Source organism: uncultured Campylobacter sp. (assembly GCF_937973075.1).
GTDB lineage: Bacteria > Campylobacterota > Campylobacteria > Campylobacterales > Campylobacteraceae > Campylobacter_B.
In genome coordinates this window covers 1-14,449 of sequence record NZ_CALBWL010000071.1, presented here as the reverse complement: position 1 = coordinate 14,449, position 14,449 = coordinate 1, and the positions used below count along the sequence as shown (strand labels likewise).

The 14,449-nt window shown below is 48.1% G+C and carries 14 protein-coding genes; 11 read left to right on the top strand and 3 right to left on the bottom strand.

What is annotated here, in order from left to right:
* Positions 1 to 86: 86 nt before the first annotated feature.
* From tsaD to Q0274_RS09965, 3 genes are all read right to left on the bottom strand, one after another.
* Positions 87 to 1,094, bottom strand: coding sequence for a tRNA (adenosine(37)-N6)-threonylcarbamoyltransferase complex transferase subunit TsaD (gene tsaD, locus Q0274_RS09975; protein WP_298029389.1), 1,008 nt, complete (start codon positions 1,092 to 1,094; stop codon positions 87 to 89).
* A 344-nt stretch (positions 1,095 to 1,438) separates the two neighbouring features.
* Complete coding sequence (gene creD, locus Q0274_RS09970) at positions 1,439 to 2,827, bottom strand: cell envelope integrity protein CreD (protein WP_298029387.1); 1,389 nt, start codon at positions 2,825 to 2,827, stop codon at positions 1,439 to 1,441.
* Between the two features lie 360 nt (positions 2,828 to 3,187).
* Positions 3,188 to 5,257 carry a TonB-dependent receptor gene (locus Q0274_RS09965; RefSeq protein ID WP_298029385.1) on the bottom strand — a complete coding sequence of 690 codons (2,070 nt, stop codon included), beginning with the start codon at positions 5,255 to 5,257 and terminating at the stop codon, positions 3,188 to 3,190.
* A 284-nt stretch (positions 5,258 to 5,541) separates the two neighbouring features.
* Between Q0274_RS09965 and exbB the strand changes: the two genes are divergently transcribed.
* The 11 genes from exbB to Q0274_RS09910 all read left to right on the top strand — a co-directional run.
* The gene (gene exbB, locus Q0274_RS09960) at positions 5,542 to 5,961 is read left to right on the top strand and encodes a TonB-system energizer ExbB (RefSeq protein ID WP_177389024.1); all 420 of its coding nucleotides are present in this window, start codon (positions 5,542 to 5,544) and stop codon (positions 5,959 to 5,961) included.
* On the top strand, positions 5,962 to 6,345 hold the full coding sequence (gene exbD, locus Q0274_RS09955) for a TonB system transport protein ExbD (protein WP_177389020.1): 384 nt from the start codon (positions 5,962 to 5,964) through the stop codon (positions 6,343 to 6,345).
* Positions 6,342 to 7,196, top strand: coding sequence for an energy transducer TonB (locus Q0274_RS09950; RefSeq protein ID WP_298029383.1), 855 nt, complete (start codon positions 6,342 to 6,344; stop codon positions 7,194 to 7,196). Before exbD ends, Q0274_RS09950 begins: the two co-directional genes overlap by 4 nt.
* A 341-nt stretch (positions 7,197 to 7,537) precedes the next feature.
* On the top strand, positions 7,538 to 8,485 hold the full coding sequence (locus Q0274_RS09945) for an NAD(P)-binding domain-containing protein (protein WP_005872145.1): 948 nt from the start codon (positions 7,538 to 7,540) through the stop codon (positions 8,483 to 8,485).
* A complete protein-coding gene (locus Q0274_RS09940) occupies positions 8,482 to 9,723 on the top strand; it encodes a methyltransferase (RefSeq protein WP_298029382.1) in 1,242 nt (413 codons plus the stop codon). Before Q0274_RS09945 ends, Q0274_RS09940 begins: the two co-directional genes overlap by 4 nt.
* Positions 9,716 to 10,075: a YkgJ family cysteine cluster protein gene (locus Q0274_RS09935; RefSeq protein ID WP_298029380.1), complete on the top strand. Its 360-nt coding sequence runs from the start codon at positions 9,716 to 9,718 to the stop codon at positions 10,073 to 10,075. The genes Q0274_RS09940 and Q0274_RS09935 overlap by 8 nt, the downstream gene beginning before the upstream one ends.
* On the top strand, positions 10,054 to 11,898 hold the full coding sequence (locus tag Q0274_RS09930) for a hypothetical protein (RefSeq protein WP_298029378.1): 1,845 nt from the start codon (positions 10,054 to 10,056) through the stop codon (positions 11,896 to 11,898). Before Q0274_RS09935 ends, Q0274_RS09930 begins: the two co-directional genes overlap by 22 nt.
* Before the next feature lie 2 nt (positions 11,899 to 11,900).
* Positions 11,901 to 12,701, top strand: coding sequence for an indole-3-glycerol phosphate synthase TrpC (gene trpC, locus Q0274_RS09925; protein ID WP_298029377.1), 801 nt, complete (start codon positions 11,901 to 11,903; stop codon positions 12,699 to 12,701).
* 261 nt (positions 12,702 to 12,962) lie between these two features.
* Positions 12,963 to 13,316, top strand: coding sequence for a hypothetical protein (locus Q0274_RS09920; protein ID WP_298029375.1), 354 nt, complete (start codon positions 12,963 to 12,965; stop codon positions 13,314 to 13,316).
* Between the two features lie 366 nt (positions 13,317 to 13,682).
* The gene (locus Q0274_RS09915; protein WP_298029373.1) at positions 13,683 to 14,171 is read left to right on the top strand and encodes an HIT domain-containing protein; all 489 of its coding nucleotides are present in this window, start codon (positions 13,683 to 13,685) and stop codon (positions 14,169 to 14,171) included.
* A 14-nt stretch (positions 14,172 to 14,185) separates the two neighbouring features.
* Positions 14,186 to 14,449: WG repeat-containing protein (locus tag Q0274_RS09910; protein ID WP_298029371.1), on the top strand; the 264-nt coding region annotated here is incomplete at its 3' end.

Genomic DNA, 14,449 nt, shown 5'->3' with positions numbered 1-14,449 from the left:
GAGCGAGCGCGAGATAAAATTTTACTCAAATGCCCAATGCGCGAGAATTCGCTAGCGGGCGCAGACTATTTGTAAATTTTAAAATTTCACTCAAACGCCGAGCGTAGATTTAGATGCGGAATGATTTGCAGCTCTGCGGGCGTCGTGAATTCCTTTTTACGCAGCTTTTCTATCGCCGCGCGCGCGATCATAGCGGCGTTGTCGGAGCAAAATTTCATCGGCGCGAAAAGTATCTCGCAGCCCGCCCGCTCGCACAGATCCATTAGAAGTCCGCGCAGATGCATGTTCGCGCTCGCTCCGCCCACGACGCCGAAGCGCGCAAAGCGGCGCAGCTCAAAGATCCGCTGCAATTTATCCAGTATGTGCGCGCACGCCGCGTCCTCAAAGCAGCGCGCCAGATCGCGCATCGTCCGCTCATCCAGCTCGCCCGCCTCTTTTAGCTTCTCTATCTGCACGCGCACGGCGTTTTTAAGCCCCGAAAAGCTATACTCCAGCCGCCTGTCGCCCTTTAGCGGCACGGGCAGCTCAAACCTCGGCTCGCCGCCTTTTGCGAGCTCCTCGATGAGCGCGCCGCCCGGATAGCCAAGACCTAGCATCTTTGCAACCTTATCGAAGCTCTCGCCGAAGCTGTCGTCGCCGGTGGTCGCTAAAATTTCGATATCACCTGCCGCATCGATATCCAAAACCATCGTGTGTCCGCCGCTAACGAGCAAAACGCCCATCGGAAATCGCGCCTCACCGTCCAAAAACAGCGAGTAAACGTGTCCTATGAGATGATTTACGCCGATGAGCGGCAAATTTAGCGCAAGCGCAAGCGCTTTTGCCATATTCACGCCGCCGATCAGGCTCACGCTGAGCCCCGGGGTATTGGTCGCTGCGACGGCGCTAAGCTCTCTAAAATAGGGCTTTGCGCGCTGTAAAATTCGCGGCAGCGCCTCAGTATGCAGCCTCGCGGCAAGCTCGGGCACGACGCCGCCGTATTTGGCGTGATCGGCCTCCTGGCTTATTTTTTCGTAAAATTTCAGCTTGAAACTGCGCTCATCCATCACCGCGACCGAGCTGTCGTCGCAGCTGCTCTCAATAGCAAGTATCACACAAAATCCTTAAAATTTTTCGCTCATTATACTCAAAAATCAGTGCAGATGAAATTTTAAAATTTAAAACGGCGCGCTTTAAATTTTGTCTTTGTCGCGATATGTTCGCGCTCGCGAGGCTAAATTTTAAAATTCGCCTTTCGGCTCGGTGCGCTAACGGAATTAAATTTAAAACGCGCCGCCGCGCACCCTTGCTTCCGCGTCGCGGTTTGTCTGCCGCGGCGGGTAAAATTTTAAATAGATGAAATTTTAGCAGTCGAAATTTGGCGGGCGAATTTAAAAAGGCCTTTGGATTTTAAAGCTCCAAAGGCCGTTGCGATTAAATTTATCGCTAAATTTAAAGGCTAAATTTCGGTCTCCTGTTTTTTCTCGCCGCTTGGGATAGCGGTGTCGTACCAATCGAGCTTGCGCGTAAAATACATCACCAGCGAAATCACCGCAAATATCATCAGACTTCCCATTAGTAGGGCGTAGTCTTCGGAATTTAAGATAACATAGAGGATCGCGTATGAAACGAGCTGAACGCAAGTGATGAAAATGCCCCAGCGCGCGCCTTTAAAAATCGCGCTCGCGTAGAAAAATACTATCGCGCTGACTGCGATCGCCGAAATAGCGTAGCTGATCGCAAAGCCGATGTGTTCGGAGAGCGAAAGCACAAGCAGGTAGAAAACGACGTCCTCAAGCCCGATTAGTAGATATTGGATCGGGTGGATGCGCTCGTGAGTATAAACCTCGCACAAAAAGATCGCTAAAAACGGCACCGCTAAGAATAACAGCGCGTAATCCGTGCAGCGTTTAATCAGCGAGTAGTTATTCACGGGCTCGATGAAGCCGATGCTTACAGCATCATTTCTATCGTCGTTGCTGCGCCAGTTCGTCATAGCGACGCGGTCATCTTGATCTGCAAGCCACGCAGGAGCAATGCCTGCGGCTAAGCCCGTAACTTCCCACGAAGCTTTAAAACCACTAGCGCTTACCTCGCGCGATTTGGCGATAAAGCCGCCGCCAAAGCTAGGCGATGCCCAAGTAGAGCTAATTTCAAAACGGCTATTTTGCGCGATCGGAGCTAGATGAAGTGCCTCGCCGCCTTGGATTTTAAGCGTGCCGCTGATGCTAAAATCAGACGACAGCGCGGAAGCGGGGAGCTTGTAGATTAAACTCCGATCGAAAATTTTAGCCTCGGTGTTGCCGTGATATTGCTTAAGCTCCTTGCCGTTTAGGCTTAAAGCGGGGGAGGCGGTGAAGGATTTTTGATTGCCTACGCCGAGCACTAGCACGGCTTCGTCGAAATTTAGCCGCGCAGGATCGACGCCGAGCTCGGTATAGTTTATTGCCTCAAAGTCTGCCTTAAGCGCGAAGTCGCCGTTATATATCGGAACGCGAAAAATCCCGCGCTTTAAATAGGTGGGGTCGATCTCCGCTGCGAGGGAGTAGTTTTTAGGCACGATGATGAAATTTTTCTCTACGCGCCTTTTTACGAGCTCGTTGTTGCTTTTGTCTATCGCTTCGATTATCTCTGCGTAGGGCACTACGATCGCAAGGCCCTGGATTTGCAGCTCTCCACCCACCGGCGTGAGGATCGAATCCTGCGCGAGTTGCTTGGTTTCGGAGCGCGAGTAGGTGAGGTTATCGATAAAGCTTAGCGGAATTAGCAGCAGCAAAAGCAGCACTAAAACTATGAACGGTTTCGTCCAAAACGCCCCGCGAATGGCGTTTTTAGTAGAATTTAACAAAGGCTCTCCTTTTAAGTAGAATTTAAAACAGAATTTTAACGATGAAGAGTAAACGGACGGCGCTTGAAGCGGGAGGAATTTTATAAATTCTAAACGAACTTCGGATGTGAAGCGTTGCGGATATCGCTTTGAATTTTGAGGATTTTGCCGTAAGCTAGAATTTCATTACGAATGAGAATTTTACTATTCGCAAGAATTTCACGAGAAAATTTCTGTTAACTGAATTTAAAAGCTTGAAATTCTAAGTCTAAGAATTTTAAATTTAGAAAGCCCTCGGAATTTTGAAATTCCAAGGGCTTTGAATTTTTAAAATTTCGCCGCTTTAGCGTGCAAAATTTCGTACGGTCTCTCGCGTAAGCTTTAAAATTTATACGCCACGCTTAGCTTGAAATTTCGTCCCGGCTCCCAGTCGATAGCGTTTGAATCTCCGGTGAAATCGGCACTGCGCTGTGAGTGCGACGCGTAGGCTTTATCAAAGAGATTGTAAACGCCCGCGTTGATCTCAAGCCCTTTAAATCGCCCGCTATCCGGAGCGTAGGTAATGTATAGATCGTGAACCGCGTAGCTAGGCACTTTTGTTTTTTCGTCGCTATTTGCGGCAACTACGTTTTTGGAGTTGAAAAATAGCAAGTTGTAGCCTAGCAGTAGATCCGCCGCAGAGATTGCGTACTCGGCATTGAAGGTGTATTTATCGCCATAGTCGCGGTAGCCGATGATGTTTGAGCTTAGATAGCCCGAGCCGCTGCGCACGCGGTCTTTATATTCTACGTGCTGGTGGGTGTAACCCGCAGCAAGGCTCAAATCATCTAATATTAATCTTGCGTAAAGCTCGACGCCGTCGATATCTGCACCGCCTGCATTAGCCCTGCATAAGGTGCCCTGCGCGCCTCCCGGGCAGCCGACGATTCCGCCCGCCGCATTGTTATCTACGATGAGATTTTTATACTCCGTCCTGAAATATTTTGCGGTTAAGCTTACCGAGGAGTTCTCCCCCAGCTCGCTTTTGTAGCGACCGCCTATTTCGTAGGCGTTGCCCGTGGTGGCTTTTAGATCTTCGTTAGCCTGCCAGCCTAGCACCCTGCCGCGGCTCGTGCCCGCAGCCATCATACTCTCCATTACGTCTGGTCCTCTAAATACTCGCGCATAGCTCGCAAACGCTCCGAATCCCGCGCCGATTTCGTAATCAAGCGCTAAAGCGGGGCTTACTTCGTCGAATTTATATTTGTAGCTAGAGATGTTGGCGCCGCTACCGTTGTAGGTCTTTAGCTCGTGCCTTTCGTAGCGGATGCCCGGAGTTATCGTAAGCCCGCCGTATCGCATAGCATCCTCGATATAAAAGCTATAATTATCGACCTTCTCGGGGCGTAGATTGCCGGGCTTGACGTAGTTTTCGGAGCGGTAGTAATCAAAGCCGTAGCGCAGCGTATGAGCCAGATCGCCCGTTTCAAATTTACTCTTAGCGCCGATTTTGCCGCCTTTGGTCTCGACGCCCCATTTTACGTTCGTCGAAATCGATCCGATGCGTTGATGCTTGGTGTAATATCCCGTGATGTCGAGTTCTAGCAAGTCGCTTGGATTATACGTGTATTTGATCGTGTGTGTATCGCGCTCGTATTTGCGGTTATCCAGCTGCCCGTTTAGCCATGAGCCGAATTCCGGTCGCAAAGGATACAAGCCTTTATACTGCATATGTTCGGTAGAGAGCGAAATTTTATGAAAATCCAAAAAGCTATAGCCCGCTTTTAATAAATAATTTATATCGTTGCCGTCGCCGCCCGTAGGCTTGCCGTTGCCCGATTCGCCGAAGCCGTATCCGTAGTGCTTAAACGCAGCAAGCATATCTAGGCTATCAAATGCCCTGCCGTAGAGCATCGCGCTTTGCGAGTAGCCTTCGTTATTGCTCGTATAGCCCACTTTGAGCTTCGCGCCGATATTTTGACCGTCCTCAAGCAGATCAGAAGCATCCACCGTCTTAAAAGCTACCGAGCCGCCCAAGGCGCCCGAGCCGTTCACGACCGAGCGCGCGCCTACATCGACCTCTACGGCTTTGATAAGATCCGGATCGATTAGTAAATCGGCGTTGTGATGAAAGGTATTGCCGTTTTGCTTCGCGCCGTCAATCGTGATATTTAGACCGCGATCGCTTACGCCGCGCATATAAATTTTTTGATTCATGCCGTTGGTGCCGCCCACATAAACGCCTGGGATGTCGCGAAATACGTCTTTGACGAGCGTGGCATTGCGGGTGTTGATTTTGACATCATCCACGGTGCTAGGCGTGCTAGAATCGCTAGTAACTTCGATTACGCCTAAGCTTTGCGTATTTGAATCCTTGCTTTTGGACGCGTCCGTAGCGCTTGATTTCTCGTCTGCTTGTGCGCTTAAGCAAAGAACCGCGCACAAAGACAAAGCCAGATGAAATTTTTTCATACGAAACTCCTAAATGATAATGAGATTAAAAAACGGCAAATAATATAAAATTAATCCTTTATTTCATATTAATTATCAAGACGTTTTAAAATCATTAAAATTCTATCACCGAATGCTTTATTATCATTAAATAAAGCTAAATGATAAAATATAATTTAAATATCGATCATCAAAATTTTAGTAAAAATTAAATTTACTTTTGATAAAATCGCTCATTTTTTGGCAAGGCACTTTGCTGAATTTATAAAAATTTTTAAAATTTTTAAGGAGAGCTTATGGGCATTATGGAATTTTTAGCGCATTACGTGGATTATATTATCTTTGCGATCCTCGGATTTATGAGCTTTTTAGTCGTGTGGTTCAGTATCGAAAGGCTGCTTTTTTATTCGAAGGTTAAGGCGAGCGATTATAAAAGCAAAGCGCTATATGAAGAGGCTCTGACAAAAAATTTAACGACGCTTTATATTGTTTATTCAAATGCCCCGTACATCGGTCTTTTAGGTACTGTCATCGGCATTATGATCACATTTTTTGATATGAGTACTGCAAGCGGTATCGATACCAAGGCTATCATGCAAGGTCTCTCGCTTGCCCTTAAAGCTACGGCTACCGGTCTAGTCGTCGCCGTACCTACGCTCATCATCTACAACGGCTTCGTCCGCAAGGTAGATGTGCTTCTAAACCGCTACGATGAGGTTAAATAAATGAGCATTCCTAGACGAGACGGGCTAAATATCGTCCCGTTCATTGACATTATGCTGGTGCTGTTAGCGATCGTGCTTAGTGTCTCGACTTTCATTGCGCAGGGGCATATTAAGGTAAATCTTCCATCTTCTTCAAGCTCGCAAAACCCGCAAGAGGATAAAAAAGTTACCATTAAAGTGGATAGCGAATCTAAAATTTACCTAGACGATATTGCAATAAGCGAGGATGAGCTTGAGAAAAAAATTGCCGCACTCGATAAAAACGATCTTGTCGTGTTGAAAAACGATAAGGATTCGAAATTTTCCTCTTTCATTTCGATCATGGATGTCCTAAAAAAGGCGGGCCATGAGAAATTTGCGATCGTGACCGAAAAAGAGCAATGAATAAAGATAGCGCAGTAGGCTTCATCGTATCTTTGGTGCTGCATTGCATCATCGCTGTGGGTGTTTTTGTTATTTTATCGTCGGCACCGAAGCCGCCTAGCATGCCCGATATGATAGCCTTTTCCATTGATAGCATAATGGATGAGGCCAAGCAGGGCGATATCTCCGATGAGCCCAATATCCCGCCTCCTTCTGATCAGTCCGAACCGGATCCTGAGCCAGAGCCCACTCCGCCGGAGCCTGAACCTGAACCCGAACCGGAACCAACTCCGCCTGAGCCGGAGCCGATACCGGAGCCCGAGCCGATTCCTGAACCGGAGCCTATACCAGAGCCCGTAGTCGAAAAACCAAAACCGGTCGAAAAGCCTAAGCCAAAGCCGGTAGAAAAACCAAAACCGGTTGAAAAACCTAAGCCTAAAAAAGAGCATAAAGTTCAAAGCAGCGATAGGAATTTAACGGCAAAGTTTGACCCGACAAAGCCTATTTCGCTAGGTAGCGGTGGGGGAGGTGGCTCCAGTAGCGCAGGTGGCGGTAGCGACGCTATAACAAGCCGCGGCGATCCTAGCAATAGCGATGTCGGCAAGAAAATTTTCGCCATCATTTCTCGCTACGCGCAGTCGCACTACCCTAAAAATGCCCAGCGCATGCGTAAAATCGGCGTCGTAGGCGTGCACTTTACATATACGGCAAGCGGCGATGTTAAGGGTCTTCGCGTTACGTCTTCTTCGAATGTCGATTCGCTCGATGAGGGCGCATTAAGCGCAGTCGAGCGCACCAAAGGTAGCTTTCCAAAGGTCGAAAAGGATATGGAATTTAACTTTAGCATAAAATATACGCTAAATTTCAACTAGCCTTAAAGCTTCTACTAAAACTTCTGCCGGAGCGGTAAAATTTTAAAATTTTACCGCTCTTGCCGCTTTATCTTAGCTCGCAAAATTCTATCTTGGCGAAGTGAAATTTTAAAATTTACCGCTTTTGTCGCTCCGCCGCATGAGCTTTTATAAACGGATTTTGGCGCCGTGAAATTTAAAATTTAAACGGAGAAAATTCTGTCTTTTCAAATTTAGCTAAGCAAGCATCTTAAAGCGTTAAAATTTTAAATTTAAGCTGCGAAATTGCTAGGAAATTCCATTGATTTTAATGGAATTTTTACTATAATTTCGTATGAAATTTAAAAGATTAAAGGAAATTTATGATAGACGTTTACGACTTGGCGGTGATCGGCGGCGGTCCTTGCGGCATCGCTTCCGTAGTAGAAGCCAAAAGAAACGGGCTTGCGCATGTGCTTCTGCTTGAAAAAGGCGACAACCACTCTCAAACGATTAGGCAGTTTTACAAAGATAAAAAGCGCGTCGATAAAGAATATAAGGGCTTTGATAGCGAGACGCGCGGCTCTATTTCGTTTGAAACCGGCACAAAAGAGAGCGTGCTAAATTATTTCGACGAGCTCTTAGATAGCGACGAAATCGATACGAATTTCAAAAGCGAGGTCGAAAAGATCGAAAAGCACGCAGATGAGTTTTATATCACGACTAGCTCGGCTGGATATCGCGCGCGCAATGTCATCGTCGCAATTGGCAGGATGGGCAAGCCCAATAAGCCCGCTTATAAAATTCCGCCTTCGATCACGCAACGCGTAAATTTCAATCTAGATAAATGCACGATCAATGAAAAAATTCTAGTCGTTGGAGGCGGTAACTCAGCCGCTGAATATGCTATAGCGCTATGCAAGACCAATGTCGTAACGCTTTGCTATCGCAAGCCTAAATTTACCCGCCTAAACGAGACAAATGAAAGCGACGTAATGCGCGAGACCAAATACGGCAACATCATCTTGCGCTTAGGTATCGATATAGAGGCTCTTGAGAATGAAAACGGCAAGGTGCTGGTGAAATTTGATGATGGTACCGAGCTCGTATTTGACCGCGTGATCTATGCGATCGGCGGCACGAGCCCGATTGATTTTCTTAAAAAATGCGGCATCGCTTACGATGAAAACGGCGTGCCGATCGTGGATGAAAATCTTCAAACTGCCACTAGCGGGCTTTACGTCGGCGGAGATCTCATCAGTAGAAGCGGCGGATCGATCGTAGTGGCGATAAATCACGCCCATACCATCATCAAAAATATCCGCAGATGAGGCTTTATCAGCCAAAAAAGGGTTATCGCTACACGAGCGATACGATTTTTTTGTGGAATTTTATAAGAAGCTCAGGCGTGCGTAAAGCTGACGTAGCGTCACAAAATGACTCTTGGGCGCTGGGCTGTGGCGCGGAATTTAAAGGCGCGACAGATGGAGGCTTTAATGCGCAGTTTTGCGCCGCAGATTACGCAGGCGACGAGGTGGAATTTTGCGCCAAGGATTGCGCTTTTAGCAAAGAAGAGTCGTATGCCGCTGACCATAGCGCGAGGAATGATCGTGATTTTGGAGGTAAAGGCTGTGCCGAATTCCAGGCGGAATTTAAAAAGGAATTTCAAGCGGGATTTCAGGAGAAATTTCAAAGCGAGCACTGCAAAAATTCCGATTTTCAAAGCGACGAAGCCTGGCATACTTTAAAGCCTGATATCGCAAGCGGTGAAAATTTTAAAATTTGTGACGAGCAAATCGCGCAGCCTTTAGAATCTAAAAAGACGCACGATAAAGATTTCGCGAGCAAATTTGAAGACGCCAAAGCGCGCAAGGATTTTGCTGTGGAGTGCTTGCGTGACGGCGGGTTTGCCGCTTGCAATGAGCGTAGCCCCAAAGGCGCGCTAAATCCGCGAGCGATATACGGCGACGTGCTGGATGTGGGCGCAGGATGTGGAATTTTAGGGCTTTTGCTAAAACGCGATTTTAAAAGCATCAATCTAAGCTTGCTAGAAATTCAAGAGCGAAATTTAGAAATCTTAAGGCTGAATTCTTTGCAAAACGATCTACCTGCCGAGATTTTGCACGCGGATTTTGCGGAGTTTAGAAGCGAGAAGCGTTTTGACTTTATCGTCTCAAATCCGCCCTTTTATCGAGAGCGCATTTCGCTTAGCAAAGAGCCTCATATGGCGCTTAGTAAGAGCGCAGCAAGCCTTAGCCTACGGGATTTTATGCGATCTGCGAATGCTCATCTTAAGCCTGGCGGTACGCTTATTTTTTGCTACGAGGCGGGCAAGCTAGCTAAAATTTGCGAGCTTTTGGGCGAGTTTAGGCTAAATTTGACGAGGCTTGGTTTTGTCTATCCCGACATTTCAAAGCCCGCTAAGCTCGCGCTTTTGCAGGCTCGTAAGAACTCGCGCTCGCCCTGTGAGATCGTCCTTCCGATCTATGCTAGCGCGCACGGAAAGCGCACCGAGCAAGCCCATGCGATCTACAAAAGCGCGGATCTGACGAGCGTGGATTATGAGTGAGTTTGGCTTTAGCTTCGATGCGAGCGCGTGTGAGCGCTGCGGCGGCAAGTGCTGCACCGGAGAGAGCGGCTACATCTGGATAGATGAGAGCGAGATTGCGGCGCTGGCGGTGAAATTTAAAATTTCGCCCGCAAGGCTTAAAGAAATTTATTTACAAAAAATAGGCGCTAGATTTAGCGTAAAAGAAAAGCCCTTTGAAGGCGGTTTCGCGTGCGTGTTTTTTGACGAAGCGCAGCGCAATTGCGGGATTTACGAGCTGCGTCCTAAGCAGTGCCGTAGCTTCCCGTTTTGGGAATATTTTAAAACGCATACTAAAGAATTGGAGGAAGAATGTATCGGGGTAAGGTTTTAAGCGGAATTTTAATCGCGGCGATGATTTTGGCGCCGCAGTATCTAAGTGCGGAGAGGGGGACGAATGCTGCAGCGGCGAAGCAGTCCGTTACGGATAAAAAGGCGTCTGATAAGAATTCCAGCATTGGCACAAAAAACGGTGCAAAAGATGCAATTAAAAAGAGCTTGATAAATCGCGGCGTAAGCGCCAAAAGTATAACCAAAGAAAAGCTAAATCACGCGATGCGAGCGCAAGAGGACGCCGAGCTAAATTTCGATTTGCTTACAGCTTTGGAGCTACTGCATAAAGATCCCGTCGCATCGATGTTTTTATACGAAAAGGCATACAATAAAACGGGCTCGTCCGTTTATCTGCTAGAAGCGCTAAAGACCGCTTTTGCGATTAAGGATCGTAAAAATACGGCGCGTTATTTAAAGCTCGGCGAAAAGAGCCTAAGCTCAGACTCCGAGTATCTGCGAGTAAAAATCGGCTACTACTTAGGCATTAAAGATAATCTAAACGCTAATACCGCTGCTCTTAAGCTAGTCACCGTAGATCCCGTCTCGCGTAGTTATGCGATCTTAGCGGCGACATATTATGCGATGGAGAATTTTACTTTAGCCAAAACCTACTTTGAAAAAGCCTATGAGCTAGACAAAACCGACGAAAATCTCATCAGATTATGCGACGTGCTGCTAAATAAACTCGATGATTCGGACGGAGCGATCCGCATCATCGAGACGCACAGGCGCATCTACGGCTGCGCCCAGGGTATGGCGTGCGAGCTGCTAGCTGATGTGTATCGCGCGAATAAGCGCTATTTGGATGTCGCTAAGATCGATGAAGCGCTGTATGAAGCCAAAGGAGATAATAAATTCTTAGACGATATGATAGCGATTTATTACTACTCAAACGACTTTGATAAAATAATCGAGCTTTTGAAAAAATACGACTACAAGCGCGAGCTTCTAATCGATGCCTACGCGCATAAAAAAGACTATAAAACCGCGATTAAAATGGCGCGCGATGAGTTTATGAAGACCAAAAATTACGACTTTTTGGCGATCGAGGCGATCTACGAATATGAAAGTGCGGGCAAGAATGTGGACGCCAAAACCCTGTCTAGCGTAGTGGCAAAATTTGAAAATATCGCGCCGCAGCTTAAAGACCCCGTGCATCTAAACTACTACGGCTACATCCTAATAGATCACGATTTGGACGTTCGCAAGGGCATCGAGCTCGTCCGCCGCGCCCTGCAAAAAGACCCCGACTCACCGTATTATCTAGACTCGCTTGCTTGGGGATACTACAAGCTTGGCGAGTGCGACAAGGCTAAAAATGAAATGGCTAAGATCAAAGACGCAGAATTTTTTAATTCCCCCGAAGGCAAAGAGCATTTAGAGGCGATCGATGCGTGCGCCGCGGGCACAGGTGTAGCGCCGCAGAATTCTATATCGCAAAATCCCGCTACGATAAAAAGCTCCGCGCCAAAAGATCAGGCGCCGCAAAGTCCGGCAATAAAAACTCCTGCGCCAGATTCCATAAAATCTACGGCGCCCGGAAGCTCTGCGTTAGATTCCGCGCGTCCAAGCCCCGCTGCAGCGCGTGATTTAACGCCAAAAGACTCCGCTTTGCAAAATTCTGCTGGGTCTACAAATTCCGCAGTTCAAAATCAGACACCAAATTCTGCGGCGTCTGAAAATTTAGCGATGCCCATAAATTCCGCCGCGCAGAATTCTGCCTCGTCAAGACAAAATTCCATATCGAGGCAGGATTTTATGCCAGAGCAAAATTCTACGTCAAAAGAGCCTACCGGCTCTAAAACCCAGACGCCAAAGCAGTAGCGATGATTTTAGACGAAATTTTAAAGCGCACTCGCGAGGATCTGGCGCTTCGTAAAGAAAGGCTGCCCGAGGATCTGCTCGGTCGCTCGCTAAGCGCCAATCCCTACGAGCCGCGTGACGTCATAAGTGCGCTTAGAAGCGATGAGAAGGACCCGCTGCGCATCATCGCCGAGATCAAAAAGGCAAGCCCGAGCAAGGGGATCATCCGCGAGGATTTTGAGCCGCTAAGCCTTGCTGCGGAGTATGAAAATGCAGGTGCGAGCGCCTTTTCGGTGCTTACCGAGCCGCATTATTTCAGAGGCGATTTGGAGTTCATCGCTCAGATCCGCCGCTACACGCATACGCCCATTTTGCGCAAGGATTTCATCGTCGATCGCTATCAGATTCTCGAGGCGCTGGTTTACGGCGCGGATTTTATCCTGCTGATCGCCAAAGCGCTTGAGCGCAAGGAGTTAAAAGAGCTGCTCGAGTTTGCCCGCAGGCTGGGGCTTCGGGCGCTATGCGAGATCCACGATAAGGACGATCTGAAAAAGGCGGTCTTTGCGGGGGCTGATATTATCGGCATCAACCATCGAAATTTAGAGACTTTCGAGGTCGATACGAGCCTGAGCGAGCGGCTAATCCCGCTCATTCCAAACGGCAAGATCATCGTCGCCGAAAGCGGTCTGCACTCGCACGAGCAGCTTTTAAGCTTGCATGAGGCGGGCGTCGATGCGTTTTTGATCGGCGAGCATTTTATGCGTCAAAATGACGTCGGCGCGGCACTGCGCGAGATAAAGTTCGGCGCGGGCGGCGAAATTTAAACCCACTTGTTTGATTGCGCAAGACTGGATCGGAACGAGAAGTTAAATTTAGCGAAGAGAGCGAAATTCTAAGGCGGTAAATTTTAAAATTCGTAGAATTCGACAGACTTTAAAATTTAGCAGTTCTTTAAATTTAGCGGCTGCGACGCGATCAATATCGCACGCCGCGCAAGTATCTGCGCTGCGCTTTGGCGTCGTGAGTTTGTTACCGCGCACCGTGCGAACGGCTTGCGGAGTGAGGTTTAAATTTACGCCTTTCGTTTGTATAGCTTTCCGTCGCATCACGAGCTGGTGCAAAAGCGCGGGTTTAAATTTAGCTTTACGTTTGCGAAGCTTCGCGCGGGCGGGGTTGCGCTTGTAGCATTGAGCGCCGAGAATTGCGAGTCTATCGTAGCGCCTTGTATGCCTAGCGCGCTCTCAAGTTCAGTATTGGTGATTGCGCGGCGCCGTAAATTTAATCGCAGCTCGCGACCTAAGCCGCCCAGAGGAGCTTGCGCGTACGATAACTGCGCAAAGCGAGCTATCGTAAAAGCAGACGGCGTAGGGGCTAGCAGGGCTGCGATACCTTGCGATATGACGCGATTGAGCCTCGGCTGTATTATGGCTGCGCTATGACCGCACCGCGTTAAATTTTACCGCGTGTCGCGACGGTGCTTGCGGCGCAGGTTTGGCATCGCGTATCGTGCCTGTGAGTGCGTCAAGGTTTTGTTATAATCCGCACGCAAACTGCCGCGGATTTAATATCGCCCGCCGTGCGCTTTGATCTGCGAAGCGTATGTAGCACCGAAGCGTCTTGCGCAGCCCGAGATTTGTAAAGGGCGCGTACCCCGCGCGCATAACTTTGCGCCGTGCGAGCAAACGCGAGCTGCGTAAATAAAATTTTATGAAATTTAGAAGTTTTAAATTCCAAATTTCATAGAATTTTGCGAAAGGCAAATTTTAAAATTCCATAGAATTTTGGAATTTCGGAAAGGAAAAGAGATGGATTATCTTTGCGCCCCTTGGCGAAGCGAGTATTTTACCGAAAAAAGAAGCGGCTGTCCCTTTTGCGACGCGGCGGCGGATGCGGCGTTCGATGATCGCAACGGCGTGCTTTTTCGCGCACAGCACTGCTTCGGGGTGATGAACCTCTACCCCTACAGCCCGGGCGCGTTTATGGTCATACCTTATGAGCATGTCGATAATATCGAGTGCCTTAGCGACGATGCGTGGGCGGAGATGAGCCGCTACGTGCGCGCCGGAGTGGGGATTTTGAAGTGCACTCTGGGCGCAAACGGCGTGAATATCGGCATGAACCTCGGCGCTGCCGCGGGTGCGGGCATAGCCGAGCACGTACACTATCATCTCGTGCCGCGGTGGCAGCGCGATACGAATTTCATCACGACGATCGCAAACGTCCGCGTAAACGGCGTTTCGTTCGCTCCGCTTTTTGAGAAGCTAAAAGCGGCTTATGCGGAAATCAAATTTTAAAACGAAGGATTGAGATGATTTTAGTTGCAGTAGAAAAAGATGGAAAATGGGGCGTTATAAATCAAAGAGAAGAGGAGATCGCTCCTTGTATTTATAATGAAGTCGAATACTTTCGCGAAGGCTTAGCTCAGGTCAAAAAAGACGGTAAATATGGCTATATAGACAAAACCGGTAAAGAGGTTGTTCCTTGTATTTATGATAGTGTTTGGTACTTTTACGAAGGCTTAGCTTGGGTCAAAAAAGACGGTAAATATGGCTTCATAGATAAAACTTGCAAA